The 25,819-nt window shown below is 47.3% G+C and carries 24 protein-coding genes; 12 read left to right on the plus strand and 12 right to left on the minus strand.

Going from position 1 to position 25,819, the window contains the following annotated elements; genetic code table 11:
• Complete coding sequence (locus tag IC229_RS29920) at positions 1-531, plus strand: hypothetical protein (RefSeq protein WP_190891825.1); 531 nt, start codon at positions 1-3, stop codon at positions 529-531.
• 125 nt (positions 532-656) lie between these two features.
• On the opposite strand, the gene IC229_RS29925 is transcribed toward IC229_RS29920, so the two are convergent.
• Both IC229_RS29925 and IC229_RS29930 read right to left on the minus strand, forming a co-directional pair.
• Positions 657-1,208, minus strand: coding sequence for a DUF4468 domain-containing protein (locus IC229_RS29925; RefSeq protein WP_190891826.1), 552 nt, complete (start codon positions 1,206-1,208; stop codon positions 657-659).
• A gap of 138 nt (positions 1,209-1,346) precedes the next feature.
• Complete coding sequence (locus IC229_RS29930) at positions 1,347-1,763, minus strand: hypothetical protein (protein ID WP_223834275.1); 417 nt, start codon at positions 1,761-1,763, stop codon at positions 1,347-1,349.
• Positions 1,764-1,879: 116 nt separating this feature from the next.
• Here IC229_RS29930 and IC229_RS29935 point away from each other — a divergent pair, with 116 nt between their 5' ends.
• The 3 genes from IC229_RS29935 (at position 1,880) to IC229_RS29945 (ending at position 4,499) form a co-directional block, all read left to right on the plus strand.
• The gene (locus IC229_RS29935) at positions 1,880-2,467 is read left to right on the plus strand and encodes a Crp/Fnr family transcriptional regulator (protein ID WP_190891827.1); all 588 of its coding nucleotides are present in this window, start codon (positions 1,880-1,882) and stop codon (positions 2,465-2,467) included.
• A gap of 153 nt (positions 2,468-2,620) precedes the next feature.
• Entirely contained in the window at positions 2,621-3,415 is a 795-nt protein-coding gene (locus IC229_RS29940; protein WP_190891828.1) for an alpha/beta hydrolase, read from the plus strand.
• A gap of 79 nt (positions 3,416-3,494) precedes the next feature.
• The gene (locus IC229_RS29945; RefSeq protein WP_190891829.1) at positions 3,495-4,499 is read left to right on the plus strand and encodes an SMP-30/gluconolactonase/LRE family protein; all 1,005 of its coding nucleotides are present in this window, start codon (positions 3,495-3,497) and stop codon (positions 4,497-4,499) included.
• 70 nt (positions 4,500-4,569) lie between these two features.
• Here the strand turns inward: IC229_RS29945 and IC229_RS29950 are convergent, their stop codons facing one another.
• Positions 4,570-5,337 carry a cupin domain-containing protein gene (locus IC229_RS29950; protein WP_190891830.1) on the minus strand — a complete coding sequence of 256 codons (768 nt, stop codon included), beginning with the start codon at positions 5,335-5,337 and terminating at the stop codon, positions 4,570-4,572.
• 191 nt (positions 5,338-5,528) lie between these two features.
• Here IC229_RS29950 and IC229_RS29955 point away from each other — a divergent pair, with 191 nt between their 5' ends.
• Positions 5,529-6,056, plus strand: a complete 528-nt coding sequence (locus tag IC229_RS29955; protein WP_190891831.1) for a DinB family protein — start codon at positions 5,529-5,531, stop codon at positions 6,054-6,056.
• Between the two features lie 67 nt (positions 6,057-6,123).
• On the opposite strand, the gene IC229_RS29960 is transcribed toward IC229_RS29955, so the two are convergent.
• Both IC229_RS29960 and IC229_RS29965 read right to left on the minus strand, forming a co-directional pair.
• Complete coding sequence (locus IC229_RS29960; protein ID WP_190891832.1) at positions 6,124-8,802, minus strand: GEVED domain-containing protein; 2,679 nt, start codon at positions 8,800-8,802, stop codon at positions 6,124-6,126.
• 11 nt (positions 8,803-8,813) lie between these two features.
• Positions 8,814-10,343: a peptidoglycan DD-metalloendopeptidase family protein gene (locus tag IC229_RS29965; RefSeq protein WP_190891833.1), complete on the minus strand. Its 1,530-nt coding sequence runs from the start codon at positions 10,341-10,343 to the stop codon at positions 8,814-8,816.
• 347 nt (positions 10,344-10,690) lie between these two features.
• Between IC229_RS29965 and IC229_RS29970 the strand changes: the two genes are divergently transcribed.
• The 3 genes from IC229_RS29970 (at position 10,691) to IC229_RS29980 (ending at position 12,629) form a co-directional block, all read left to right on the plus strand.
• On the plus strand, positions 10,691-11,410 hold the full coding sequence (locus tag IC229_RS29970; RefSeq protein ID WP_190891835.1) for an SDR family oxidoreductase: 720 nt from the start codon (positions 10,691-10,693) through the stop codon (positions 11,408-11,410).
• Between the two features lie 128 nt (positions 11,411-11,538).
• Positions 11,539-12,306, plus strand: a complete 768-nt coding sequence (gene pgeF / locus IC229_RS29975) for a peptidoglycan editing factor PgeF (protein WP_190891837.1) — start codon at positions 11,539-11,541, stop codon at positions 12,304-12,306.
• 80 nt (positions 12,307-12,386) lie between these two features.
• Complete coding sequence (locus IC229_RS29980) at positions 12,387-12,629, plus strand: GlsB/YeaQ/YmgE family stress response membrane protein (protein WP_190891838.1); 243 nt, start codon at positions 12,387-12,389, stop codon at positions 12,627-12,629.
• 114 nt (positions 12,630-12,743) lie between these two features.
• On the opposite strand, the gene IC229_RS29985 is transcribed toward IC229_RS29980, so the two are convergent.
• On the minus strand, positions 12,744-13,883 hold the full coding sequence (locus IC229_RS29985; protein ID WP_190891840.1) for an acyl-CoA dehydrogenase family protein: 1,140 nt from the start codon (positions 13,881-13,883) through the stop codon (positions 12,744-12,746).
• A gap of 373 nt (positions 13,884-14,256) precedes the next feature.
• Between IC229_RS29985 and IC229_RS29990 the strand changes: the two genes are divergently transcribed.
• The gene (locus tag IC229_RS29990; protein ID WP_190891842.1) at positions 14,257-15,591 is read left to right on the plus strand and encodes a UDP-glucose dehydrogenase family protein; all 1,335 of its coding nucleotides are present in this window, start codon (positions 14,257-14,259) and stop codon (positions 15,589-15,591) included.
• A 130-nt stretch (positions 15,592-15,721) separates the two neighbouring features.
• The gene (locus IC229_RS29995) at positions 15,722-16,702 is read left to right on the plus strand and encodes a UDP-glucuronic acid decarboxylase family protein (protein WP_190891843.1); all 981 of its coding nucleotides are present in this window, start codon (positions 15,722-15,724) and stop codon (positions 16,700-16,702) included.
• 144 nt (positions 16,703-16,846) lie between these two features.
• Here IC229_RS29995 and nspC read toward each other — a convergent pair whose 3' ends face one another.
• The 5 genes from nspC to IC229_RS30020 form a co-directional block, all read right to left on the minus strand.
• Positions 16,847-17,992 carry a carboxynorspermidine decarboxylase gene (gene nspC, locus IC229_RS30000; protein WP_190891845.1) on the minus strand — a complete coding sequence of 382 codons (1,146 nt, stop codon included), beginning with the start codon at positions 17,990-17,992 and terminating at the stop codon, positions 16,847-16,849.
• Positions 17,993-18,417: 425 nt separating this feature from the next.
• Positions 18,418-19,239, minus strand: a complete 822-nt coding sequence (locus tag IC229_RS30005) for an energy transducer TonB (RefSeq protein ID WP_190891847.1) — start codon at positions 19,237-19,239, stop codon at positions 18,418-18,420.
• Positions 19,240-19,493: 254 nt separating this feature from the next.
• Complete coding sequence (locus tag IC229_RS30010; protein WP_190891849.1) at positions 19,494-20,273, minus strand: hypothetical protein; 780 nt, start codon at positions 20,271-20,273, stop codon at positions 19,494-19,496.
• Between the two features lie 43 nt (positions 20,274-20,316).
• Complete coding sequence (locus IC229_RS30015; RefSeq protein ID WP_190891850.1) at positions 20,317-21,108, minus strand: hypothetical protein; 792 nt, start codon at positions 21,106-21,108, stop codon at positions 20,317-20,319.
• Between the two features lie 246 nt (positions 21,109-21,354).
• Positions 21,355-22,572 carry a saccharopine dehydrogenase family protein gene (locus IC229_RS30020; RefSeq protein WP_190891852.1) on the minus strand — a complete coding sequence of 406 codons (1,218 nt, stop codon included), beginning with the start codon at positions 22,570-22,572 and terminating at the stop codon, positions 21,355-21,357.
• Between the two features lie 195 nt (positions 22,573-22,767).
• On the opposite strand from IC229_RS30020, the gene IC229_RS30025 reads away from it, so the two are divergent.
• Positions 22,768-23,208 (plus strand): WapI family immunity protein, encoded by a 441-nt coding sequence (locus IC229_RS30025; RefSeq protein ID WP_190891853.1) that lies wholly within the window; start codon positions 22,768-22,770, stop codon positions 23,206-23,208.
• A gap of 293 nt (positions 23,209-23,501) precedes the next feature.
• The gene (locus IC229_RS30030; RefSeq protein ID WP_223834276.1) at positions 23,502-24,155 is read left to right on the plus strand and encodes a TetR/AcrR family transcriptional regulator; all 654 of its coding nucleotides are present in this window, start codon (positions 23,502-23,504) and stop codon (positions 24,153-24,155) included.
• A gap of 263 nt (positions 24,156-24,418) precedes the next feature.
• Here the strand turns inward: IC229_RS30030 and IC229_RS30035 are convergent, their stop codons facing one another.
• Entirely contained in the window at positions 24,419-25,714 is a 1,296-nt protein-coding gene (locus IC229_RS30035; RefSeq protein WP_190891855.1) for an aminopeptidase P N-terminal domain-containing protein, read from the minus strand.
• Between the last annotated feature and the right edge of the window lie 105 nt (positions 25,715-25,819).

Below are 25,819 nucleotides of genomic sequence, written 5' to 3' on the forward strand. Positions count from 1 at the left end.
ATGATAACGTATTATCTAAACCACATCGACCAACTCGTACTGACGTTCTGCGTCGTTTTTACCTTCATCAATACGGTTCGGATGGTACGTCGGGCCGCTGTGCCTGTGCGAAAAGTGCCCGCTTATTTTGTCGTTTTCGGCGCTACTTCAATCGCTACGTTCCTGGGAGCCGGACATTTGTTTGAAATCAGTTACCGGGCCATCGAGCAGAAAATGGCGGGGACTTTTGTTTATAATTTCCGCTTTTACGCACTGATTCTACTGGGCGTATTACTCCTGTCGCTCAGCGTGCAGATGCTACGTTACATCCGAAACTGGTTCAGCGGAGTGCCTGACAGTCAGCGTCAAATCATTAAAACGGCGCTTATCATTGTAGCTATCAGCGCACCTACCGGTGTGTTTTCTCCAATTGGCTACGTACCAACAATTGCCTGTACTATTACGTTGCTCTTTATGCCGTTTGCTGTTCGAAAACAGCCAAAAACTACTCAAATGGAACTGGTAACGAATGATGTAAATGAGCCTGTTTAAACTTTTGGCACTGTTGCCAAAATGAGCGTTTTGTCATTCTGAAGAAGGAAGAATCTTAATGCATCCTTACTAGTGAGTAGGGGTACTTTACGATTCTTCCTTCTTCAGAATGACAAAAATATCTCCTAAAACGCTTTATAATTCTTAACGCTTTCCTGCAAAGAGGCTAGTACGCCGGTGAGTTGTTTGTCGAGTTCCGCACAAACGGCCTGCGTATCCTTCTCAGTACGTTGGCAGAAGGTTTCGAGCGAAACGCGTTTATTGCTACCGTTTTCTTCCAGCTCAATTCGGGTGATGGTAGCCCGGTATTTCCGGTTGGTACATTCAATTGTCAGGCTATACTGGAACGTATAAATGCCACCTGCCGATGTTTCGGTGCGGGGAAGGCGTATAACCTGCGTGAGCCGACCAGCCAGATCGCCGGTTTCTTTATCCATAACTGGAAACGTTTCGACCGTCGATGAATTCGACTGAGCCAGCCACAACCGTACCCGGCGGAATACGTCGGTCTGTGTTACGCTTCCGCAGTCTACTACGTCGATGTAAGTAGCTTTCTGATTAACAACAGGAAAAATACCCGCTAATTTCCCGTCCGACGGATTTGGTGTGGAATCGGCATAAACCGAACCGGTGAGAAATAAACAGGCAGTAAGTAGCGAGAGAAAGGCAGTGTTCATGTGTTGCTTGGTTATGCTTTCGGGGGCTTTACATTGAAAGTTATGTAAAGGTAGATTCCCTCGAACCGAACAACCAGCCAGATTTTATACGTAGTGGCGTTGGCTGAATAACGGGCGAAAAAATGCCGATAGTTGGCGCTATTTCGCCACAACCCGCACTACGTAGGTACGAACGGGTTGCCCGTTTCCCGACTGATTCAGCGGTCTGGCTGAAAACACAACGTTGGCCGTACCTGACGTAACGCCTTTTATCTGGAAAACCGTTGGTCCTGATTTGCTTCGACTTAACGTATCGACGGCGGGTGCCAACTGCTGACGAGATACTTCTACAACTTCTTGATTATCAGATGTGCCGATAAGCTCGGTACGTCCATCTCCCTGAGCAGGGAGCGAAACTTCTTTGATTTCGCCCACCATGACTCGCAGACGTTGCGTAGGTCCATTAATCGGTTGGCTGGTCTGGCTACAGGCTGCCAAACCAATGAACAGGCAGACTACGGGCCATAACAAGGTAGCCTTTATGATACGTATTGAAGTAGTTGAGTATGTTTTCATAATGGCTATAACTAGCCAATTACGTACCTGGTTTTGAACGTATTGATTTGTAGCCGATACGATTGGTTGCTACGTTGCCGGTTTCTATTTTTACAAAAAGCCCAATCCTACTATTTATGACTGAAATTGACGTACTGAGATATGCCCTGAAAGCTTTTGCCGATATCGATGACGAAGCATTCGACTTGTCGATGCCTCATTGGCAAAAGAAACAATATCATAAAGGCGAGTTTTATAATGAGTACAAAAACGTCTGCAAACACCTCGGATTTATTCTTGACGGCGTGTTTCGGGCGTATTGCGTAAACGAGCAGACAGGTGAGGAGAAGAACGTTTTCTTTTTCTCGAAGAATCAAATTGTAGTTTCCTTCAAAAGCTTTCTGGAACAATCCCCCTGCAATTACTATACGGAATCGATGGTCGATTCAACCATTTTATACATCCATGTCAACAACCTGACGCAACTTTATAAGGAGTCGCACCAGTGGGAGCGGTTTGGGCGGATGGTAGCTGAGCGGGCCTTTTCCGTTGCGATGGGACGTACCGAAAGTTTCCTGTTTCAGACGCCCGAACAACGGTACCTCGACCTTGTTCAGCAGCATCCCGATATTTTTAACGCCATTCCCCTTTACCATATCTCGTCCTATCTGGGCATTCAGGGGCCTTCGCTGAGTCGTATTCGAAAAAGAATGATTGGTCAATGACGATTTTAACTTGGGTTAAACTGTTTGCCGCGACCCATGCTGAATTTTGTCCTGTTCAAACGCTACAGCAGACCAGTTGACGATCAATTTAATGTGTAGTGTCTTGACAATAAATGTATTCTAAATTTTCGACCGACTTAAAACACTACAATCATGGAAACGACATCGAGTAAAAATAAAAACATTGTGTTTGTAACAGGGGCTTTCGTTACACACCACGGCTGGAGTGAGTGGCAGGCGTATTTCGAAAGCAAAGGCTATAACACGGTTGCACCTGCCTGGCCGCATAAAGACGGAACTGCCGAAGAACTGCGCAATCGTCAGCCAAATGACACCGATCTGGCTAAATTAACCCTAGACGAACTGGTCGATCATTACGCGGCTATTGTCGCATCGTTTCCCGAAAAACCGATCGTCATTGGGCACTCACTGGGTGGTTTAATTACGCAGCTTATCGTGAATCGCGATTTGGCTGCGGCCGGTGTTGCTATCCATTCGGTTCCGCCACAGGGTGTATTTCCATACGAATTTTCATTTTTGAAAGCGGGTTGGAAAGCCCTCGGTCTGTTCACAGATCTTGACAAAACGTACCTGATGTCGTTTGAAGACTGGCAATACGCGTTTGTGAATGAAATGCCGCTGGACGAACAGAAAGCCGCCTACGAAGCGAACACCATTCCCGAATCGAAACGGGTAGCGCGTGGAGGACTGACCAGCGCGGCCCACGTTGATCTCGACAAGCCGCATGTTCCACTGTTGCTTACATCGGGCGAACGGGACAACATCATTCCCGCTCACCTGAATCACCGGAATTTTGAAGCGTATGCCAAAAACGGATCTGTGCTGGATTACAAAGAATTTAAAGGGCGGAATCACTACGTCCTGGGTCAATCGACCTGGAAAGAAGACGCCGATTATATTCTGGATTGGCTCGATAAAAACGCCTGAATCAACTGATTACGGAACGTAGCGATACGTAGCATAAGCGAATCCTGGTTAACTTTAGCCAGCTTTAATCGATTCACTTATGCTACGTATCACTACGTTATACGGGTTAGTTACTACGTTCGTTTGCCTGTTTACGCCAACTTTAGCGCAGCAAAAACAGCCAGATTCAACGGCGCACAAAAGCCGAATCGCGTTTCAGCTACACCAATCCGAACTCATTACCGAGGGGCTTGCCTACAACCCCCAAACCAAAACGTTTTACATAAGCAGCGTCCGCGAACGACGAATTATCAGTTATGATGCGTCTGGGAACGTAGCGAATTTTTCGGCCTCGAGCGATAGTTTATGGGGCGTTTTCGGGATGAAAGTTGACCCCGATCGTCGGCTTTTATGGGCATGTAGTTCGGCATTGGTGCAGGCTGATGGTATAACGGCCGCCGAAGAAGGTCGGACGGCGCTGGTAGCGTATGATTTACGTACCAAACGTAAAGTTGCTACGTATCCGGTTGCTGCCGACGGAAAACGGCATTTGCTGGGCGATTTGACCATTGCCAAAAACGGCGATGTGTACACTACCGATAGCCGCACGCCCTGGCTGTATCATCTGGCGGCTGGCACAACAACCGTAAAACCACTGCTGACCGATAGTTTATTTCGCTCGTTACAAGGGCTGGCGTTTTCCGAAGACGGCAAAACGTTATACGTAGCAGATTATCGAAACGGGCCACTTGCTGTTGACGTAGCAACGAAGCGGGTAACCCGACTGACAAGCACCCAGACTGCTGATTTGAGTGGTATTGACGGATTATATTATTATCGGAACAGCCTGATTGCCATTCAGAATCGCCGGAAACCCTTTCGCGTTTCGCGGTTGTATCTCTCCAAAACAACGCCTTCCATTGAACGCACCGTTACGTTAGAAAGCGGCCACCCGCTCATGACCGAACCGACGCTGGGCGTATTGGTGGGCAATCAGTTTTACTACGTTGCTAACAGCCAGTGGGAGGCATTTGACGAGGCCGGAAAACCCGTTCCGAACTTCCCCGCGCAGAAGCCAACGATTCTGGTTGTGCCAGTTGATTAAACGGCCCCGACATCGGACGGCACGGGCCGCCACGCGCCAAAGCGGCAACTTGCTGTCTGGGATAAAGTCTCTACTCGAATTGAAAGGCGAAGTATGTGCAAGACCCCTTGCTCGTGTTCTGAAGCGCGTGTGGTACGTTCGATTCCAGAAAAATCAGATCGCCCGTCGTGGCGGTAAATAGCTTGCCGTCAATACTTTCCTGCGACGAATCTTCTTTCATCAGGAGGATCTCGGCTGCTTTATGCGTATGGGGTGGGTGACTCCACAAGCCCTGATTTAACGTAGTGACGTGCATTTCGAAACGTTTGGTCATGGCTGTTGCCCGGTCGAACATCCGACGAATGCCACCTTTGTCGTGAGATTTGAATGCTACGTCGTTCCAGTCGATCCAGAACGACCCGCCCGCTTTACGGCCCCGTTCCAGATCAACGGGCTCTTTCGACGTATAGCGCATAACGTAATACGTTGCCGAAGCGTCGCCGTTGTTGGCAAAACCGTGTTCGTCGCCGGGCATAATCAGCGCTACGCTGCCCGGTCCCAGTGTTTTGGTTTTTCCTTCGATGGTTACGGTAAGTTGACCTTCCTTGATGATAATCAGCTCTTCATCGTCGTGTTTATGGGCGGGGTGCGGTTTCTGATGGGCAGGGAGAGACGTAGCATGTACTTCGAGGTGACTAAAATCGGTGGAGGTTCCATCCAGAATGGCGCGTTGCTCCGACGTTACTTTCTTCACAACTGGAATATCTTTCCAGACATACGTTTTCGATGCGATAGTCTGAGCCAGACAGAAATATGTTTGCAACAGGCAGATAAACAGGAAAATAGAACGAAGAATCATGGGCGTATTCGGGCTTTGATCCGTAAAAGGAGTAATATAAAAATGATTACTCACAGGTTTAGCAATGAGCTATTTGCCTTGCTACGTATTGGCCTTAACAGCGCTGAAAATAAAGTTAATTCCCGGAATCACTACTGACATAGGGCTGTCAGTGGGTGAGGTTAACTTTATATTATCAAACCAAACATCGTATGATACTCGAAACCGAACAAAAAACGACGCTCGCTGGAGCCACGCTAATTCAGGATTTTGCCGCTTATAATGCCTGGGCCAACAAACGGCTGGTCGATTGGCTGCAAACAAAATCTGCCGAATTGATGGACGAAGTAGTACCCTCCAGTTTTCCGGGTTTGAAAGAAACGTTGGTTCACATCTGGGATACAGAGCGTTTCTGGCTGGCTGTGGTGCAGCAGGTTGAGCCGCCTATTTCATTTCGGCTACATGGTTTCAATGGTACAGTGGATGACGTTTTCGATGGTATTGTTAGCCAATCGGAAGCGTTTACGGACTATATTCAATCGTTGTCAGACAAATCGTTGCAAGAATACGTAACATTTGATACGCCCTGGGTTTCGGGAACCCAACCCCGCGCCAACTTTATTCAGCATTGCCTGAATCATAGTACGTATCATCGGGGGCAGGTAGTGACCATCGGGCGCGTGCTTGGTCTTACGGATGCACCGATGACCGATTATAGCTTTTACCTTTTGGTAGGATAACATGAATGGCGGTCGGATTTTTAGAAAATCCGACCGCCATTTGTAATAATTTGACCTTATAAATCAATTAATTGACCAGTTTCAATTTGCCGCCATCATTGAGTACTAATCGGCCACTGTTGGTGTATTGAACGGTTAAGGCTTGGCCGGTATAGTTGCTGGGCATCGTTACCAGGTGGCCAAGTGTAACGGCGTCGATATTGGTTGGTACTCGCCCACATGTCCAGACAGTAGGGTCGTTCCATAAACCCTCTTTTGTCGTGACCATGTTTACGCAGGGAGATACAATATTTACTAAATAATCTTCAGCTTCGCCATAGCCATAGTTTCCGCAGGCCGACGTGGGCGCTGAGTTGAAATTCAGTACAATTCGTAGGCGAGTCGCTGTTTGCAGCGGACTGTTGGCTGGTATCTGAAACGATCCAGTAATTGGTGCTGTAAATTCCTGAGTAGTTGTAAATATTCGTTCAATGCTCTGAAACTGCCCATCTCCGTTAAAGTCAAGCCAGATAGCCGCCTGACTACCATTGTAATAACCATCCAGTGCCAGACTGAACGAGTAGGTCTGATTACGCACAAGATTGTTGATGGGGTAAAGCGAAAAGTCATATCCATTTGGCTTGCAAGCGGAATTCTGACTGAAATAGGTGCCGCCGATAACTACATCCTTGATGGCAATACCAAACTGACATGGATTTGAAAACGAAATCGAACAGTATTGTGGGGTTGGCTGGGCGTTTGTCGTAAAATTGGCCACGGCTGATGTCACACAGCCAATTGTTACTCGCCAGTCATAAACGGTGTTATTAGTTAACGAATTGATGTAGGTGCTAGGTACTGTAAGTCCGGTTATAGCAATCCAACTGCTCGATGTGCTAGGTTTGTACTCTACAGTAAATGGGCCCGTAACATCCGTATGGTTCCAGCCTAACAGCACCTGCGACCCATACACTTTAATCGTTGTCAGATTCGTGGGCGCAGTTAATAGGCCCACCTGGTGCTGGGCCGGTAAACTCTGACAACCATCTGGCAATTGGCAGTAAGCCGAGTAGGTTGTCGATACCGTAGGTGAAACTACTAATTGATTGCCCGTTGAGCCACCGCTCCAGACTACAGTTCCGGGACAGCCTCTTGCGGTCAGCGTAGTAGAAGTGCCGGAGCATATCAGAGTATTGCCCGAAATTAATGGAGGAATTAGATAGCGACAAGATCCGCTGGTGTTGCTTACCCGTGTTGTGATAGGGGTTCCAATAGATTCTGCTCCGTTTTGATCTTTTACTTTCGCTTTTATTAAATAATTCCCCGCAGCCTGATAGGTGAAGTTCAGGGGCGACGATGCGCTGAGCCAGCCTGTGTCATATGTGCCGTCGTTATTGATATCCCACTGCACACTCAGATTACTCAGGGGTTCGTTACCATCTGAACTGCTCGATGCTTTCAGCGCAACCGACTGGCCTACTCTTGGTGATGGCTCCTCTACAGAAATGAAAGGGCGTGGTGCCTGATTACCACCACTCTGTACGGTCAGCATGGTAGTGGCTTCGTTGACGTTACCCTGTTTATCAACCACCAGAACTTTGTACTCCCGGCTTTGGTCGAGATCGTAATAAGGTGTTATGAACTGGGTAGTAATGCTGGTCGATAATAAAGATAGTTCAGCTACCCGGTCCCCATTATACATCAAAAAAGCCGATGTCAGTGTGTCGGCGTCTGAGGCTGTAAACGATATAGCCAACTGCCCGTTGCTCAGTGTGGTGGGAGATGGGGTGTTTATATTGACATTTGGTGCATCGGTAGTGCGCTGATTGCGATTGAATTTGTGACTGGTATTCAAATAGAGAGCTGCGGCATACTCCAGCCGCATGTGTTCGGTTGGATAAAGGGCTGGGTAAATGCTGCCTCTGCTGCCTCGAAACCCATTATGCATCACATTCCCGAACCGATTGGCATCATTACGCTGATCATGGGGTAAGCCAAAAGCATGCCCTATTTCATGAAGTGCGCCCCCAATAAACGAGGAAGCCGCTGAACTAAACGTACTTCCGTCGGCCCATGAATAGGTTACGTCCTGTATCATTTGATAAGGACCAAGGGCAGGCAGAGTCTGACCGTTGTAGGGGGTATTATCTGTGAGTTTATTGAAGAATGCGAGCCAGTCACTGCCTACCAGGGCTACACCTCCCGAACTGCCACCTCCACCGGCGCCCAGGGCAATGCCCCCAACAACAGTGCTGTTGGCATTCATCTGATGAGTTTCAGCTATCAGGAACCATACTTCGTTAGGAGCCCAGATCGATAAACCACCATTTGTGGCAGCTGTTATGCTACGCCCCCATGGGTCGGCCCGGATGTAGTCGTCGGTGAAGGAACTGTTAACAAAGTTGATTTTCGGTCGGTTTGAATTCGGCTCGGATTCATAAACAAACGTTTTCTCTCCAAATCCATTCAGTTTCATTTGTTCGCGATACCAGGCCTGCGCCAACATGACCACATACTGCATATCAGCAACGGCGTTCGCCTGTGCAGTTCGGTTCGATGGGATGATATAGGCGACCCGAAGCCGGGGCGGAGTAGTGGCTGCATTTGTAGCACTTAGCCGGGAAGCTGCAAAAACAGTAGCCGGCGGTGTACAAGCTGTTCCCGTGGGGTGTACAAACTGCTGCGTGCCCATTTGTTGGACAGGCTGTGCTATCACGTTGCCCCATATGGTCAACATGAGCAGAATTTTTGTATAAAGATTTTTCACAGTGTGGATGGCTACGGTTCAATCTGTACGCTTCCGCTTCCATTGTATATAAGTTTCCCCCCTGCTCCCAAGAGTATCCGCTGCGCTCTTGCGGTGAAACTGGTCGGAATAGTAATAAGGTGATTCAGACTAACCGCGTTGGTAATCAAAGGGATTTGGCCACATGACCATACCGTAGGGTCGCTCCAATTGCCCGCTTTTAACGTAGTTAACGACGTAGCACTTGTGATAGTCAGCGGGTCGCTGACTGAAGATGAGCTATTAAAAGTGGCCACTACTGTATATACCCCGGCCAGTGTTGCCGTATATCGGTCGCTGGTAGCTCCGCCGATATCGCTGCCGTTACGTCGCCATTGGTACGTGAAATTTTGCCCACCATTCATGGCCGTCAATTCTATGCCATTTCCCGAACAAAGCGTTGTTGTAGCAGCGTAGGGGCTGGTGGTATTGACATTGAAAACCGTTTCGGTTGTAATTCCCAACGTAGTAATCTGAAACTTCCAGCGGCCCGTTTGTGCTGGGTTGGGCAATGTCTCAGGGAAAGCGTTGGCCGTAAAGGCAAAAGGTAGATAATCGGCTTGACGAGTATACTGGAAGTCTTGAAACGCAGTGCCATCAGGCCGAATGATCTTGATGGTGAATACCTGATTGGGTTGCCAATCTCTACCAAAGAATCCAAAATGCACCGTACTGCCCGATACAAATGAACGCTTTTCATTCGTGACATCTGCTGGGTTAGCTGTGCATGGTGCAATGAAGACAGGCTCTGCACTATGAGTCATTAAGCGCCCAATTTTAGGGTCCCAATAAGGCTTTTGAGCGATCCAGCGGCTGGTGGCCGTGGTTGGGTTACTAGGCCCCGCAAACGGATCGATAATATTGTTGCTGGCGTCACGTATTTCAAAGTGAAGGTGAGGGCCAGCAGAATTTCCTGAACTAGCTACAATTCCCAGATACTCACCCAACTGCACTGTCTGGCCGACTCCTTTGGACGTAACAGAGCCATTTTTCATATGTAGATAGCGAGTGGTTGTACCATCTTCATGTTGAATAACAACCATGTTAGCGCCATTAGCTGGATTAGGGTTGCACTGACGATCAAAATTGCCATCCTGACGAATTATAATTGTTCCCGCAGCCGCAGCAATCACTTCTACCCGGCTGTTATCCAACATATCCCAGGGAAATGGCTGCACGCCAATATCTGTTCCAGTATGGCCGTCGTAGGTGCGATTTCCACCATTATAATCAAGGATGGCATTTGTAGCTGGATTGTTATCGACAAAAGCCACAAAACCGTAATACGTATAGTCGAGCGGGGCTCGCTGACGTAGCGGCCAATCAAAAAGTACGGGACCTGCGGTCACAGCTTTGCTACGTGCCCCGGCTCGATAGGCTCGCGTTTGTGCCTGAATTTGTTTTTCTAAAGCAGGAGTAATGCAATTAGTGGTAGGCTTATCTGGCTGCTTCTGACCAAAATAAACAACTGGCTGAGCAAGAACGGTTGACGATAGAAGAAGAAGAAGTATCAGTTTTTTCATGTTTTGGTGTAGATTTCGTTTCTATTTCGCAAAAATAGAAAACCCTGGTGTAATGGTTTGACTTACTACTGCTTATATGAGGGAGCGGTAGGTTTTAGTCACTTTTTAATGTTAATCTGGAAGGAGACGCGTAATGATACGTATCAAATACAAGTTTTAGAAAGAATTATTAATGGGTCAGATAAAGAGCAGTTATTTCAGCTTACTTCATTTTTGACGATTTATGGAAATAAAGTGGCTAACGTTTTCACTACGTTAGCTGTTTACTGTCTTTGGGTGTACGTAGTGTTCGTGAGCGAAAATAAACGCCACCGGACATACGAAATGATTAACAGTAAATTGTAAATATGGCTACTACAGAAACAAAAACGGCCCTGATAACGGGCGGCTCAAAAGGTATTGGATACGGTATCGCCGAAGTTTTGATCAAGGAAGGCATTAAAGTGGCTATCACCAGCCGCTCGTCGGTAGCGGCCGAACTGGCTGCGACTAAACTAAATGAAATTAAACCCGGCTATGCGCTGGGCGTAGGCGCTGATGTTCGTAATCTGGAATCGCAGCAAAAAGCAGTAGAGAACGTAGTAAAAACCTGGGGTCGACTCGACTACGTTGTGGCTAATGCCGGCGTGGGCCATTTTGCTTCCATTCAGGAATTAACGCCCGAACAATGGCAGGAAACCATTGATATTAACCTGACGGGTGTGTTTTACACCGCAAAAGCAACACTCGACGCGCTGAAAAAATCGGAGGGTTATTTCATTACCATCGCTAGTCTGGCCGGAACAAATTTCTTTGAGAAAGGTGCGGCTTACAACGCCAGCAAGTTTGGGCTGGTCGGATTTACGCAAGCCGTCATGCTCGACCTACGTAACGAAGGCATTAAAGTAACGACGATTATGCCGGGCTCTGTCGCTACGTATTTTAACGATCATCAGCCAAGTGAAAAAGATGCGTGGAAAATCCAGCCGGAAGACATCGGTCAGCTCGTTGCCGACCTTATACGTATGCCTGCCCGCACATTGCCCAGCAAAATTGAAGTCAGGCCGACTCGTCCGGGTGGAAAATAATACATGCTAAATCCGCCAACGTAGTGGTTTTAAAAGGCATTAAATTCGCCAAAAAATGCCGCTGAACGTATCATACTTTGGTGCAAAATGGCGAATGACGTAGCACTACTAAAACTGTAATCTACTTTATGACGGGTGAATCAACACGAACACATCTGTACACAAAACCAACCATATTTTCTGACTTTCCGAACGTAATGGCGGCCGAAAGTACCCGCCACGGGGGCGTTAGTCCGGAGCCGTTTGCATCGCTCAATCTGGGAATCAATACAGACGATGATCCGGCGAACGTAACAGAAAACCGTAGACGATTTTTTGCGGCTATTGGTGCGGATGAGGCTTCGGTTGCTTCGTCGTATCAGGTGCATGGTACGTCGGTTTTGGTCGTTAGCGAGCCGGGACGTTTTGAGGGGTATGATGCGCTGATAACCAACAAGCCAGCTATATGGGTTGGTGTAACGGTAGCCGATTGTGTTCCTATTCTGATTTACGATCGTACCAATCAGGCTGTAGCCGCCATTCATGCCGGTTGGCGCGGAACAGTTGGAGAAATCGTGTCGAAAGCACTCGCCATGATGCACAATCAGTACGGAACAGTCGCTACCGATTGCAACGCTTACGTAGGTACGTGTATCGATGAGTGTTCGTTCGAAGTAGGTCCCGAAGTGGGCGAGCAGTTTGCCTCCGCTTTTAAACGTATTGATCCGACTACCAAAAAAGATTGTGTTGATCTGAAAGGAGCAAATCGGCAGCAATTAATTGATTTTGGTATTCCGGCGTCACAAATAGCGGTATCGCCATTTTCAACGATTGAACATAACACTGATTATTTTTCTTATCGTGCCGAAAAGGGCCAAACGGGTCGAATGTTGGCTGTTATTGGTATTCTCGGATAAACAAAGTCAACCAAGCGCTAGTTATGTATCTGTTCTGCTTTTAGAACAATTTATTTACTCAACACTAACTAGAAATAATCATGGGAATCTTAGTTTCGATCCTGGTAGGTGCGGTTGCCGGTTGGCTGGCCGACCTCGTTTTTAAACGGTTTTCGTTTTCTTTACTTGTTGAAATTCTGCTCGGTATCGCCGGTGGTTTCGTCGGTGGCATGATCTTTGGCCGCGATGGCGGAGTCATTGATCAAATACTGACCGCTTTCGTTGGTGCCGTTATCATTCTGGGTATTGCCGCCCTGATTAAGGGACGTAGCAGCGCCGTCTAATTCTGAACCGGGATTTAACGGATTTAGGGATTTTCACGATTTTGTTATTGATAAAGCGCTTTGAAGAAGCGAAAAACAAAATCGTGAAAATCCCTAAATCCGTTAAATCCCGGTTCAAATAAGTATATGCCTTGAAATCACTATTTTCTGAATTTCGCTCGTTCCCTCACCAATTGTACACAGTTTAGCATCGCGATAGAATTTCTCCACCGGAAAATCCTTTGTGTAGCCGTAACCGCCGAAAATCTGCACGGCCTCATTCGCAACGCATACTGCCGTTTCTGAAGCAAATAATTTGGCCATAGCTGCCTGTTTGGTAACTGGTTTTCCCGTGTCTTTATAGGCAGCCGCCTGGTAGGTCAGAAGGTGAGCTGCTTCAATAGCTGTAGCCATATCGGCCAATTTAAAGCTGATGCCCTGATACGTAGCAATCGGATGACCGAACTGTTCGCGCTCTTTAGCGTAGGCAAGCGCAGCATCGTATGCTCCCTGTGCAATCCCCAAACTTAAAGCTGCAATGGAAATACGCCCTCCGTCCAGCACTTTGAGGGATTGAATGAACCCTTCTCCTACTTCACCAAGTCGTTGACTGTCGGGAATCCGGCAGTCCTGAAAGAGCATTTCTGCTGTTTCTGATGCTCGCATTCCCAATTTATCTTCCTTCCTACCACCTGAAAAACCGGGTGTTCCGCGCTCAACGACAAAAGCCGTGGCATTCCGCGCTGTATTGGGTTCGCCGGTACGGGCAATCACTACTGCTACGTTGCTGCTTATGCCATGTGTAATAAAATTCTTAGCACCATTCAGCACCCAGTCGTTACCGTCGCGTACGGCGGTAGTGCGCATATTACCAGCGTCAGAACCAGTGTTGGGTTCAGTCAGTCCCCAGGCTCCCAGCCACTCGCCGGTGGCTAATCGGGGTAGATAGGTCTGCTTCTGCTCTGGATTTCCAAATAGTAATATGTGATTGGTGCATAGTGAGTTATGGGCTGCCATGGATAAGCCAACTGAACCATCTACACGAGCTATTTCAACAATAGCGGTTACGTATTCGGCATACCCTAGTCCAGCACCATTATACTCAACTGGTACGAGCATTCCCATTAGACCCTGTTCACCTAACTGGCGAAATAAATCGGCAGGGAAATGTTGTTCATCATCCCACTTTCGGATGTTTGGGCGAATAAGGCGTTCGCTCAAATCACGTACTGATTGGGCAATTAATTCTTGATTTTCTACAATTTCGTTTGTCATAAAGTGAACATAGTAACTACCTTAGTTAGATAGTAATAGTTGATAATATAGGAAAATTATTGGAGAATACCAACCTTATTTTCTGATTTTACCTGCCATTCCTCTTAAGGTAATTTAGTTTAATAAATTCCTGTTTAGCTTAGCTGATGATAACTATTGAATACTATTAATTTATTTTTTTATAAAAATGGTATTGTGACTTGGCCTTAGTCAATACGTCAGTATGAAATATATTAATTAGCTAAAACAGGGAACCGATCAATCACTTAATGACACATACCGATATCGACTATTAAAAAACTCCTATTTTTGTGAGAATAGACTCGATAATTGGTCTAGATTAATTACTGTCTGAAATTACTGAACATCACATATGAAATTAGCCGTTGTTGGAACTGGATACGTGGGCCTCGTTACAGGCACCTGCTTTGCCGAAACAGGAAATCAGGTTACGTGTGTTGATATTGATGAGCGAAAAGTTGAGAAACTGAACAATGGAATAGTACCCATTTACGAACCTGGTCTTGAAACGTTGTTTCACCGGAACGTAGAAGAAGGTCGACTATTATTTACGACGAGTCTGGAAGAAGGTATCAAAGGAGCCGAAGTGATTTTTCTGGCATTACCAACGCCACCGGGCGAAAATGGTTCGGCCGATTTGAAATACATCCTGAAAGTAGCCAGCGATCTGGGACCGATTTTAAGTCAGTACGCGGTTATTGTCGATAAAAGTACCGTACCCGTCGGAACCGCTGAGAAAGTGCACACTCACATTGCCGACAACGCGAAAGTTGATTTCGACGTAGTGTCGAATCCCGAGTTTTTGCGGGAAGGCGTGGCTGTCGAAGATTTCATGAAGCCCGACCGCGTCGTGATTGGCACCAAATCGGAACGGGCTAAGAGCGTTATGAATAAGCTATACGCACCACTGGTACGTCAGGGTAACCCGGTTATTTTCATGGACGAACGTTCGGCTGAAATGACCAAATACGCGGCAAACGCGTTTCTGGCTACCAAGATTACGTTCATGAACGAAATCGCTAACCTATGCGAACGAGCTGGCGCCAACGTCGACGATATTCGACGGGGAATCGGTACGGATAGCCGCATTGGTAAGCGCTTCCTGTTTGCTGGTATTGGATACGGCGGTAGCTGCTTTCCGAAAGATGTGCAGGCATTGGCTAAAACCGCCGAAGATTTTGATTACGACTTCAAGGTGTTGAAATCGGTGATGGAGGTTAATGCCGAGCAAAAAACCAAACTGATGCCGCTGGTTCTGGATTATTTCGGGGGCGATTTACGTGGTAAAACCATTGCCGTTTGGGGACTGGCGTTTAAACCGTATACTGATGACATTCGGGAAGCGCCGGCTCTGGATAACATCCGGGCGTTACTTGATGCGGGAGCCAAAGTAACGGTTTATGACCCCGAAGCGATGGAGAATGTTCGCCAGCAAATTGGCAATGCTGTTTCGTATGCGCACACGCAATATGCTGCTCTTGACGATGCCGACGCGCTGGTGATTATTACCGAGTGGCCACTCTTTCGCACGCCCGATTTCGAGAAAATGAACCTGTTGCTGAAGAATAAGCTTATCTTTGACGGCCGGAACGTATACGAACTCGATCAGATGCGGGAAAACAATTATACGTACTACAGCATTGGCCGGGAAGCTGTACTGGCACCCGTTGAGCAAACCGTTAAATAATGAATAATGTACAATGAATGATGAATGATGACTGATGACTGATGAATGGGCTGGCGCGTCAACAATCCACTTGCGCCAGCCCATTCATCAGTCATCATTCATCATTCATCATTCATTATCCATCCCTCCGATGAAACGAGTTTTAATTACCGGTGGAGCCGGCTTTCTGGGGTCGCATTTGAGCGATCGGTTTATCAAAGAAGGATACCATGTGATTGTCATGGATAACCTCATTACGGGCGATATCCGGAACATTGAGCACCTTTGGCATCTGCCGAATTTTGAGTTTTATCATCACGACGTTTCCAAATTTATTCACGTACCGGGCAACCTGGATTACATTCTGCACTTTGCGTCGCCAGCCAGCCCTATCGACTACCTGAAAATTCCGATTCAGACCCTGAAAGTGGGATCGCTGGGCATTCACAACTGCCTGGGTCTGGCCCGTGTGAAGGGTGCTCGTGTGCTAATTGCGTCGACGTCGGAGGTATATGGTGACCCTACCGTTCATCCGCAGAACGAAGAATATTGGGGAAACGTAAACCCAGTTGGCCCTCGCGGTGTGTATGACGAAGCCAAACGGTTTCAGGAAGCCATGACGATGGCCTACCATACGTATCACGGCTTGGAAACACGTATCGTTCGGATTTTCAATACGTATGGTCCCCGGATGCGCCTGAACGACGGACGGGTACTGCCTGCGTTCATTGGGCAGGCGTTACGTGGCGAAGACCTGACCGTTTTCGGTGATGGCAGTCAGACGCGCTCGTTCTGCTACGTCGATGATCTGGTAGAAGGTATTTATCGACTGCTCCTGAGTGACCACGTGAATCCGGTGAACATTGGTAATCCGTCGGAAATTACGATTAAGGAATTTGGCGAAGAAATTATCAAGCTGACAGGCACCACCCAGAAGCTGGTATTTAAAGAACTGCCGACGGACGACCCGAAACAACGCCAGCCTGATATTACCAAAGCAAAAGCGATTCTGGGATGGGAGCCGAAGGTGTCGCGTGACGAAGGGCTACGTATTACGTATGAATACTTCAAGAGTTTGCCTCCCGAAGAGCTATACCGGGCCGCCTATCACCGCGAGTTTGTAAAACAGTGATATTGCCAACTTATTGTGGTTGTCAAAAAATAATTATACTTTTACTTCAGTAACTGCTTTTGAGCAGTACACCTTTAGCTGTCTAATAAAAACCTGCGAGCCACTTGCGCGCAGGTTTTTTTGTTTTCAGCCTGTTGCGTTCGGTTAACTTAATCGATCCTTAAAACTCTCATAGCCATAGGTTTTGACGAGTCGGAATGTTTCGTCCTCCTGCCAGATGCCAATAGCGGGCAGATTAACGCCATTAAACGTAGTGGTTTTTACCATCGTGTAGTGAATCATATCGTCAAATACGATTTTGTCACCAATGACGAGCGGCTTATCGAACGAATAATCGCCCATAAAATCACCGGCCAGACACGTCATGCCACCGAGTCGATACATAGGTTTTCCGGCAATGGGCTCGTGATACGATCCCAGAATACGCGGTTTGTAGGGCATTTCTAACGTATCAGGCATATGAGCTGCAAACGACGTATCAAGTATCGCCACCTGGATTCCCTGACTGTCTACTACGTCCAGCACGGTCGAAACCAGCACGCCCGTTTGCCAGGCGATGGCCGAACCCGGTTCCAGTAGTATGTCCACGTTGTATTTCTCCCGGAAGTTGGTCAGTAACTGAATCAGGTGATTGGTGTCGTAGCCTTCGCGGGTCATCAGGTGCCCACCACCAAAGTTGACCCATTTAGCCTGATGCAATAAATCGCCGAAGCGGTTTTCCAGCGCGGCCAGTGTTCGCTCCAGCGTATAGGAATCGTTTTCGCAAAGAGTGTGAAAATGAATACCGTCAAGACCGTCTGGCAATGTATCGGGCAGTTGGTCGCGGGTGGCGCCCAGGCGTGAACCCGGTACGCAGGGATTATACATCTCCGTGGCTACTTCTGAGTATTGCGGATTAACGCGAATGCCGCACGAAACGTTGCCTACCGCCCGATCTTTAAAACGGACCCACTGATTCCATGAATTGAAGGTCAGGTGACTGCTACGTTCCACTACTTCGTCAAATTCATCGTCGCGGTAAGCAGGGATGTAGGTATGCGCTTTCACGCCCATGTACTCGTTCACCAGCTTGATTTCGTTGAGCGAACTGGCCGTAGCACCAGACAAATATTCGCGTACTAACGCAAAGGCGCTGTACATGGAAAAGCCTTTCAGGGCCAAGATAATGGTAACTCCGGCAGCACGTTGTACCGAATCGATTAATTGCAGATTCCGCCGGAGTCTGGCTTCTTCCAGCACGAAGCAGGGCGACAGAATAGCGTCGAGGTTTTGTTGCAGGCTTGTATTCATGCCGCAAAGGTAGCATACAAGCTGCTTCTACCACCTGTTACGTTTGGGGTAATCCATTCCGAATGGAATTCGTAAACTATACGTAACACGTACTAATTTCCCTGACTGACTACCCGGTTTCCAGGCTGGCATTTCCTCAACGATACGTAGTGATTCTTCATCGCAACCATACGGGCTTCTGCTGGATATTGACGTTTTGCCAGAACAAATTGACGTAGTGAATCAAGCCCACTGGAAACTCAGGCGGCTTTTCGACAATCGTGTAAACGGTGGAAGCCGGGTCGATCGGAGACTGTGCCCAAATATGAGCGCGTAGGCATAACACAAGACTGATGCTTACAACGAATGCCATTCCTTGGGGAATGGCATTCATAATTTTAACGTAGATTCTTTGAGAAAGAGCATGTCAACTTTCGTGCTACGTCCTATTCCAGTGTGAAAGTTATTGGCAGGTTGTATTTCACCCGAACTGTTCGGCCAGATTGTTTACCCGGCCGCCAGGTGGGCATTTTATTGACAACGCGCAGGGCTTCTTCGTCGCAGCCAAAACCAACACCTTTCAGTACGTGCACATCCGTCAGGCTACCGTCGGTGTTGACGACAAAACTGATATAAACCCGCCCCGAAACACCTGCCGATGCAGCCGCCCGTGGATAGTTTAGATTCTTGCTCAGAAATGAACGTAGCGCATCCATTCCACCCGGAAATTCGGGTTGTTGTTCAACCAGAATGAACGTCTCCTCTGGTTTCGGGTTTGCTTCGACGACCTTTTCCTGAACAGTCGGTGCCGAAGCCTCGGGAGCAGTAATAGCTTCAAGATCACCGGTTCCTTCGGCAGTTTCGGTTCCAGACGTAGCATCTTCGAGCTGGTCGGTAGTAGCGGGCAGGTTTTCTTCAACAACCTCCGCTTCGGGCATAACGACCGGTGGCAGATTGCGTACGGTGTTTACGGCGGGAGGTTGCTCAACGGGCGGCAACGTAACAGGGGGCTCGATGGGTTGTTCAGGAAGTTTCATTACGTAGTGTTCTAGCATAACTTCAGTAATTCTGCGTTGGTCGGTGGGGAAGAAATGGGCGTGAAGCATGGGCGCGCTTAATGCCAGCAGAAATAAACCGATGCCCAGCCCCAAAGCACGGTTGAGTGTTGGTCGGTATTGGCGACGCAGTTCGAAAGCTCCATAAGCACGGTTACGTGCCTGAAAAATAATCTCGTCGTACGAGAGGGCGGACGTATCGTTCGGTAACATGGTCGTTGTGGTTTAAGGTATACCCCATAGATGACCAAGTCTGTCCTATTCCATATGGTATTTTGTTACGTTGATCAACATTGACTATGTCAACGAGTGAAAAAGTATTAAATTGTTAATAGTCAATACGTTGCAATTAAATTGAACTAACGTAGCAAAGACCATATAGTCTATAAAGAGCGAAAGGCGGAAAGAGTGAAAGAGCAAAGGCCATCCGGCAGATTCGCTCTTTCACTCTTTCCGCCTTTCGCTCTTTATAAATTGTCGTACTGTTTCAGTAAAGACGCTGCGCCTTCTTCGGTTTTCAGGTTGAGTGATGCCTGTTTGGCAAAAGCTTTTAATTCGTCCTGATGTGCACCTATAGCCTCAAGTAGGGCCTTATCCGACAGTTTGATTTTGGCGAGGGTCTGATCAGGTTTTTGTAGGAAATACGTATCGGTTTCCCGGAATTGATCGTAGCGAGTGTTGTTTGAGTATGGATCTTTGTAGTCGGCAGGTTTAAATTTCTTTTCGATACGTTTCAGTAACGCTGTTTTTCCCGAGTAGAGTACTAAAAAGTAGCCTTGTGGCTGTGATTCCTGCGGGGCTGTCAAACGCCGGAATAGGTATGTTTGCCCATTAGCATCGCGGAATTGAAATGATTTTACGGTCTCGGGATTGACCATAATAGAATCATTGCCCATCCAGGTACGTAGCAACATCAACTGCTGGCGAAAGGCGTCGAATTTGATAGGGACGTCTTTGTAATTCTGTCCTGCCGTCATTTCGATCTGCCCTTTGTTCCATTCTGGTAGAAAATAAGGGGTCCCGCGCAGTCCTTCATAACGGTGATCGATGGTATTGATGGCAGCTCCGGGTGCTAAACCTACACCGGTTAATTCAGCTGAATTTTGATACGTCTCATAACCGTTACGTCGGCTGTTCGGATTGTCGATGACGGCGCGCTTGGGTTTGGTTGCCGACGTATCAGCCTTTTGAGCCATTACGTTAATGCCAATCAGCGTGAGCAGCGAGAAAAGAACCGGGGTTTTCATAGTTGGTGCTACGTAGTAAACATGATTTTGGATCAGACGCGGTTTATAAGCTATCGTAACGTTTCAGTAGGGCAGCTGCGCCTTCTTCAGTTTTTAGATTGAGCGACGACTGCCTGGCAAAATCTTTCAATTCATCTTTATGATCACCGATGGCTTCGAGCAGGGCTTTGTCCGACAGTTTGATTTTAGAGAGCGTCTGGTCGGGTTTGAGTAAGTAGTAGGAAATGACGTTCTGAAATTCATCGTAACGAATATCATTTGAATACGGACCTTTAAAATTGGCCGGTTGAAACGTTTTGGAAATACGTTTCAGCAGCGACGATTTGCCTTGATATAACACCAGAAAATAGCCTTCCTTAGCTTTCGTCTCGTCGGTTTTAACGTTGGGATACCTCCGGAATACGTAAAGCTGACCCAGGTTATCTGTAAATTGAAACGACTTCACCTGGTTTGCATCGACAATAATTGAATCGTTGTTGACCTGTTTGCGGAGTAGTATTAATTGTTGTTTGTAGGCATTGAACTTGATTGGTACGTTTCGATAATGTTGCCCGGAAGCAATTTCAACCTGGCCGGTATTCCACTCCGGCAAAAAGTAAGCTGTTCCGTGCAAACCCTCGTAACGCTGGTCAATGGTGGCTACCATGGTATAAACCCCTGAGCCAATAATCTGATTCATCGAGGAGATTCCTTCAAACGCATTACGTTGCGCCGTAACGGAATTCGGCACTTGGGGTTGCCTAGTTTTGCTGGAGTCAGGCTTTTGAGCAAATGTGCTTACAAAGAGTCCAAGAGTAAAGACAGTCGATAGCAGTAAGTTCGTAACGATTTTCATGGTGAGTCGAGCTTTTCAGAGACTATGTGTAGAGGCATTTTTGTCATGCTGACCGGTCCGCCGGTGCGGCAGGAAGCATCTTAAGTTTCCCCAGCTAATCGGTTTGGGTACTTTAAGATGCTTCCTACCGCACCGGCGGACCGGTCAGCATGACAAAGACGCTGCTTTCGCTTTTCTATTGAATTTTATCAATTTTCATTACTAACGAAAAATCCCGCTTCTTAACGTAGCGGGATTTTAAATTTACTAGTAGGTAGGATACTCATGCGGGAGTGTTACGTTAATGCGCTCCTGAACGGGCAGGCCCTGTTTGTTCATTTGCTCGATAAACGGGTCAGGATCAAGTTCTTCGCAGTTCCAGACACCGGGTTTCATCCAGACGCCGGTGAGCATCAGTTTGGCACCGATCATGGCCGGTACGCCCGTTGTATAACTGACGGCCTGCCCCCGTACCTCGCGATACGTTTCGGCGTGGTCGCAGTTGTTCCAGATGAAGTACGTTTGCTCTTCGCCATTTTTCACCCCTTTAATCTGACAGCCGATACTGGTCTGACCTGTATAGTTTTCGCCGAGCGAATCAGGGGCCGGAAGCACAGCTTTCAGAAACTCCAGTGGTACTACGTCCATGCCCTGAAATTTAATGGGGTCGATACGTGTCATGCCCACGTTTTGCAGCACTTCCAGGTGCGTCAGGTAAGCTTGCCCGAACGTCATCCAGAAACGGGCGCGCTTCAGTGTTGGGAAGTTTTTCACCAGCGACTCCAGCTCCTCGTGATACAGTACGTAGGATTCACGCGGCCCAATACCCGGATAGTCGATGGGTTTGTGAATGCTCATCGCCTGAATTTCGACCCATTCGCCATTTTCCCAGTAGCGACCGGGCTGGGTGATTTCCCGAATGTTGATTTCTGGATTGAAATTGGTGGCGAATGCTTTGCCGTGATTTCCGGCGTTGCAATCGACAATATCCAGATAATCCATCCGGTCGAAGTAATGTTTGTTGGCGTAAGCTGTAAACACCTGCGTAGCGCCCGGATCGAAACCGCAGCCCAGCAAGGCCATCAGACCGGCTTGTTCGAAACGTTCTTTGTATGCCCACTGCCAGCTATACTCGAATTTCGCTACATCCTTCGGCTCGTAATTGGCCGTATCCATGTAGTGAACACCCGCTTCGAGGCAAGCATCCATTATGGGTAAATCCTGGTAGGGGAGTGCTACGTTAATGACCAGCACCGGATTGAACGACCGGATAAGTGCTGCCGTTTCGGCCACTACGTCGGCATCGACCTGCGCGGTTTGAATCGTTACACCGTGCATCTCCTGAATTTCGGCTGCAATTCGGTCGCATTTTGCTTTCGTACGGCTGGCCAGCATGATCGATGTAAATACGTCGCTGTTCATCGCGCATTTGTGCGCTACAACCCTACCAACGCCACCCGCCCCAATAATGAGCACATTCGCCATCTATGTAAATTTAATGGTTTTACGATTTTTACGGGCGCAAAGATAAAGAAAGTCGCCAAGTCGCTACGTCTCCGACTGCCACTGAGAGGTAAACTTAATAGTACGGAAAAAATAGGAACAGACGCCCGTCTGTTCACAACAATCTTTTAGTATATTTGTTAAGTAGACATATATACAATCCCTAATTGACCCGTTATGAAACTTATCTCCTCTTCCGGCTCCCTCGATTCGTTTGAACTGTCTATTCTTGGGTATGGTACGGCATCAACTACGTGGCGTGACCGCAACCGTCTTCAATGTCGAGTTTCTACGTTCTGGCGGCAAAAATCGGATACGCAATCAGCCCCTTTGCAGACATGGGAAGTGAAACGACTACTGAGTGGATTACGCTCACTCTGGAATAAAGCTGCCAATCGCATTACGTTTAATTTCTCTGAGCCAGGGCTAAGCATGGAGGCCAAAACGATGGCCGAAAATACGTATCAACTTCAGATTCAGCTAGGCCATTCCCTAAAACCCGCCTGGGACGCTTATCCGGATGTGCCGATAGAAGTTACCATTTTACTGGACCGGAATCAGTTGCAGGAGGCTATCCAGGATTTGTCGGGACAAGTGGCAACGTACCCTGAAAGATAGTTTGGTGATTTTGATGTGACTACACCAAATTTCTGAGTCTATATACATAGAAGTTCAGTATTTCGTTAGCTGAACATACAGGTGCCATTGAGCGCAGATTGTTAATAATATAAATCAAGTGTGACTGATAAGTGTCATTCTTATCCTTACATCCCAGTTTTAGCGGGTATATTTTGATAAGATTCGTGTAACTGTCATATTTGTTTCTATATCAATTTGATTGGTGTATTTAGTGGTATACATCATTGAAGAAATCCTGAGATCCCTCTTTTTTAACCAAAAATATATTTCCTATGAAAGTAATTAAGCGTAGAAACCGCCAGATGACAATGGAGCGCATTCTACGAGCAATGGGCGACGTAATGGCCGAGCGTGGTACCGATAAAGCTGGTATTAATGCCGTTGCCGAACGGGCTGACGTTAACAAAGTGCTCATTTACAGGTATTTCGGTGGCTGGAACGGGCTTCTGGAAGCGTATGTACAACGGGGTTTCTTCCTGTCGATGTTTAATGACAAATTTCTGGATTCCGTACCTGCGAATTTGCCTGCTGAAAATCGGAGTAAAGTTTGGTCAGAATACACGATTCAGTTTATGCGGGAGTTTCGCGCTCGCAAATCGTCGCAGGAATTGATTCGTTGGGAAATGGCGCATGGTGAAACCGAACTCGCTCGTCGGTTAGCCGAATTCCGGGATAACTCTTATAAAAATCTGGTTTCCAAGTTAGCTCCCTATAACGATTTTGACCCTATTGCGATCACGAGCCTGATGGTGGCAGCGGTAACGAATATTGTATTGAATAGTGCGCAACGTGATCATATCGGCGATATTGACCTTCGTTCTGATGCTGGCTGGGAACGTCTTGAAACGGCTATTCGTCGGATTTACTCGAGTCTGAACATCGCCCTCGAACGGGAGAATAATAAGAAGGAAGAGGCTGCGGTTTAGGTTTTTGTTTGCATCCCATATATAGATAAGAAAGACAAACGAGTAAAGACAAACCCTAACGTCAGGTGCTTGTCTTTACTCGTTTGTCTTTCTTTATTGTATAAGTGCCCGCTAAAAATGTATCGGAGATTTGTTATGCTGAGGTAAGAAGCATATTAAAGTACCCTTGCTCATTAACTGGGATGCTTTAATATGCTTCGTACCTCAGCATAACAAATCACTGCTTTTGATTTTCAGTATAAATTTTAGAGAGCCTCTATAATCTACCTATTCATCAAATCCTCGATCGCTCCTGCTTCTAAGGGAATATTGGCCATGAGGTCTATGTTGCCGGATTCGGTAATCAATACGTTGTTTTCGAGCCGAATACCGAGCGATTCCTCGCGTATGTAAATGCCGGGTTCGACCGTGAAAACCATTCCTGGCTCCATTTTTCGGTATTTATTACCTACGTCATGCACGTCGAGACCCAGAAAGTGCGACGTACCGTGCATGAAATATTTCTTGTAAGCCGGTGTATCCGGGTCTTGTTTTGCTACGTCATTTTGGTCCAGCAAGCCGAGGCCGATTAATTCGGATTCCATGATTTTACCCACCTCCCGGTGATACTCATCCCAAAGATTGCCAGGACGTAACAACTGCTTGGCTTCAGTCATAACTCGTAGCACAGCATCATACACCGCTCGTTGACGGGCTGTGAAGCGACCGTTTACAGGTATTGAACGCGTCATATCTGCATTGTAATTAGCGTATTCGGCCCCTATATCAAGTAGTATTACGTCGCCATCTTTGCACTGCTGACTGTTGTCGATGTAGTGCAGCACACAGGCATTGGCTCCTGATGCAATAATGGGCGTATAGGCCACTCCCCGTGAGCGATGGCGCAGAAACTCATGCATCATCTCAGCCTCGATTTCGTATTCCCACACACCTGGCTTCACAAAACCGAGCAGTCGACGGAACATTTTATCAGTAATATCGATAGCAGTCTGAATGAGTGGAATTTCCTGTGGCTGCTTGATGGCACGTAGCTGGTGCATTAATGGAGCCAATCGTTCCAAGTGGTGAAGCGGGTATTTCTGCCGGAACGCATCAACGTAGCGCGCATCCTGACTTTGGACTTCTACACCCGCGCGGGTATGTTCGTTGGTGTTCAGGTAAACGTATTCAGCTTCGAAAACCATCTGGATGAAAATCTGCTCGAACTGGGTCATCCAGTAAATTTGTTTCTGGGGGATGCCCGTTACGTTCTCGGCTTCGGCTTTGGTGAGTTTGTGGCCTTCCCAGATTTCGATCAATTCGCTGGTTTCGCGCAGGAACAATACTTCGCGAAATTTCGGGTCTGGGTGTTCAGGAAATAAAACCAGCCGGGTCTCTTCCTGATCGACGCCCGTGAGATAGAAAAGGTCATTGTTTTGCCGAAACGCCATTGTGCCATCAGCATTTGTAGGCATAATGTCGTTGGCGTTGACCACTACCAATGATTTTGATTTTAACAGAGCTGTCAGGCGTTGGCGATTCTGGATAAAGAGCTGGTTATCGATTGGTAGGTAACGCATACCGCAAATTGAGAAGACTCGTGTTTCTGATTAATTTTGCAAATATTAGCAAAAGCTATAAGAGTTTTTGCCCGTTTCATTGTTTTAGCAAATACTGATTCGGGT

Source organism: Spirosoma profusum, from assembly GCF_014699005.1.
In the GTDB taxonomy this organism is placed as follows: domain Bacteria; phylum Bacteroidota; class Bacteroidia; order Cytophagales; family Spirosomataceae; genus Spirosoma; species Spirosoma profusum.

What these genes read in the sequence shown, in the direction of transcription:
- IC229_RS29985 (WP_190891840.1), bottom strand. Translation starts at nt 13,883, where the DNA reads ATGACAAACGAAATTGTAGAAAATCAAGAATTAATTGCCCAATCAGTA.
- IC229_RS29945 (WP_190891829.1), top strand. Translation starts at nt 3,495, where the DNA reads ATGCTACGTATCACTACGTTATACGGGTTAGTTACTACGTTCGTTTGC.
- IC229_RS30020 (WP_190891852.1), bottom strand. Translation starts at nt 22,572, where the DNA reads ATGGCGAATGTGCTCATTATTGGGGCGGGTGGCGTTGGTAGGGTTGTA.
- IC229_RS29940 (WP_190891828.1), top strand. Translation starts at nt 2,621, where the DNA reads ATGGAAACGACATCGAGTAAAAATAAAAACATTGTGTTTGTAACAGGG.
- IC229_RS29955 (WP_190891831.1), top strand. Translation starts at nt 5,529, where the DNA reads ATGATACTCGAAACCGAACAAAAAACGACGCTCGCTGGAGCCACGCTA.
- nspC (WP_190891845.1), bottom strand. Translation starts at nt 17,992, where the DNA reads ATGAATACAAGCCTGCAACAAAACCTCGACGCTATTCTGTCGCCCTGC.
- IC229_RS30035 (WP_190891855.1), bottom strand. Translation starts at nt 25,714, where the DNA reads ATGCGTTACCTACCAATCGATAACCAGCTCTTTATCCAGAATCGCCAA.
- pgeF (WP_190891837.1), top strand. Translation starts at nt 11,539, where the DNA reads ATGACGGGTGAATCAACACGAACACATCTGTACACAAAACCAACCATA.
- IC229_RS30030 (WP_223834276.1), top strand. Translation starts at nt 23,502, where the DNA reads ATGAAAGTAATTAAGCGTAGAAACCGCCAGATGACAATGGAGCGCATT.
- IC229_RS29970 (WP_190891835.1), top strand. Translation starts at nt 10,691, where the DNA reads ATGGCTACTACAGAAACAAAAACGGCCCTGATAACGGGCGGCTCAAAA.
- IC229_RS29920 (WP_190891825.1), top strand. Translation starts at nt 1, where the DNA reads ATGATAACGTATTATCTAAACCACATCGACCAACTCGTACTGACGTTC.
- IC229_RS29980 (WP_190891838.1), top strand. Translation starts at nt 12,387, where the DNA reads ATGGGAATCTTAGTTTCGATCCTGGTAGGTGCGGTTGCCGGTTGGCTG.
- IC229_RS29995 (WP_190891843.1), top strand. Translation starts at nt 15,722, where the DNA reads ATGAAACGAGTTTTAATTACCGGTGGAGCCGGCTTTCTGGGGTCGCAT.
- IC229_RS29950 (WP_190891830.1), bottom strand. Translation starts at nt 5,337, where the DNA reads ATGATTCTTCGTTCTATTTTCCTGTTTATCTGCCTGTTGCAAACATAT.
- IC229_RS30005 (WP_190891847.1), bottom strand. Translation starts at nt 19,239, where the DNA reads ATGTTACCGAACGATACGTCCGCCCTCTCGTACGACGAGATTATTTTT.
- IC229_RS29930 (WP_223834275.1), bottom strand. Translation starts at nt 1,763, where the DNA reads ATGAAAACATACTCAACTACTTCAATACGTATCATAAAGGCTACCTTG.
- IC229_RS30025 (WP_190891853.1), top strand. Translation starts at nt 22,768, where the DNA reads ATGAAACTTATCTCCTCTTCCGGCTCCCTCGATTCGTTTGAACTGTCT.
- IC229_RS29990 (WP_190891842.1), top strand. Translation starts at nt 14,257, where the DNA reads ATGAAATTAGCCGTTGTTGGAACTGGATACGTGGGCCTCGTTACAGGC.
- IC229_RS30010 (WP_190891849.1), bottom strand. Translation starts at nt 20,273, where the DNA reads ATGAAAACCCCGGTTCTTTTCTCGCTGCTCACGCTGATTGGCATTAAC.
- IC229_RS30015 (WP_190891850.1), bottom strand. Translation starts at nt 21,108, where the DNA reads ATGAAAATCGTTACGAACTTACTGCTATCGACTGTCTTTACTCTTGGA.
- IC229_RS29935 (WP_190891827.1), top strand. Translation starts at nt 1,880, where the DNA reads ATGACTGAAATTGACGTACTGAGATATGCCCTGAAAGCTTTTGCCGAT.
- IC229_RS29925 (WP_190891826.1), bottom strand. Translation starts at nt 1,208, where the DNA reads ATGAACACTGCCTTTCTCTCGCTACTTACTGCCTGTTTATTTCTCACC.
- IC229_RS29965 (WP_190891833.1), bottom strand. Translation starts at nt 10,343, where the DNA reads ATGAAAAAACTGATACTTCTTCTTCTTCTATCGTCAACCGTTCTTGCT.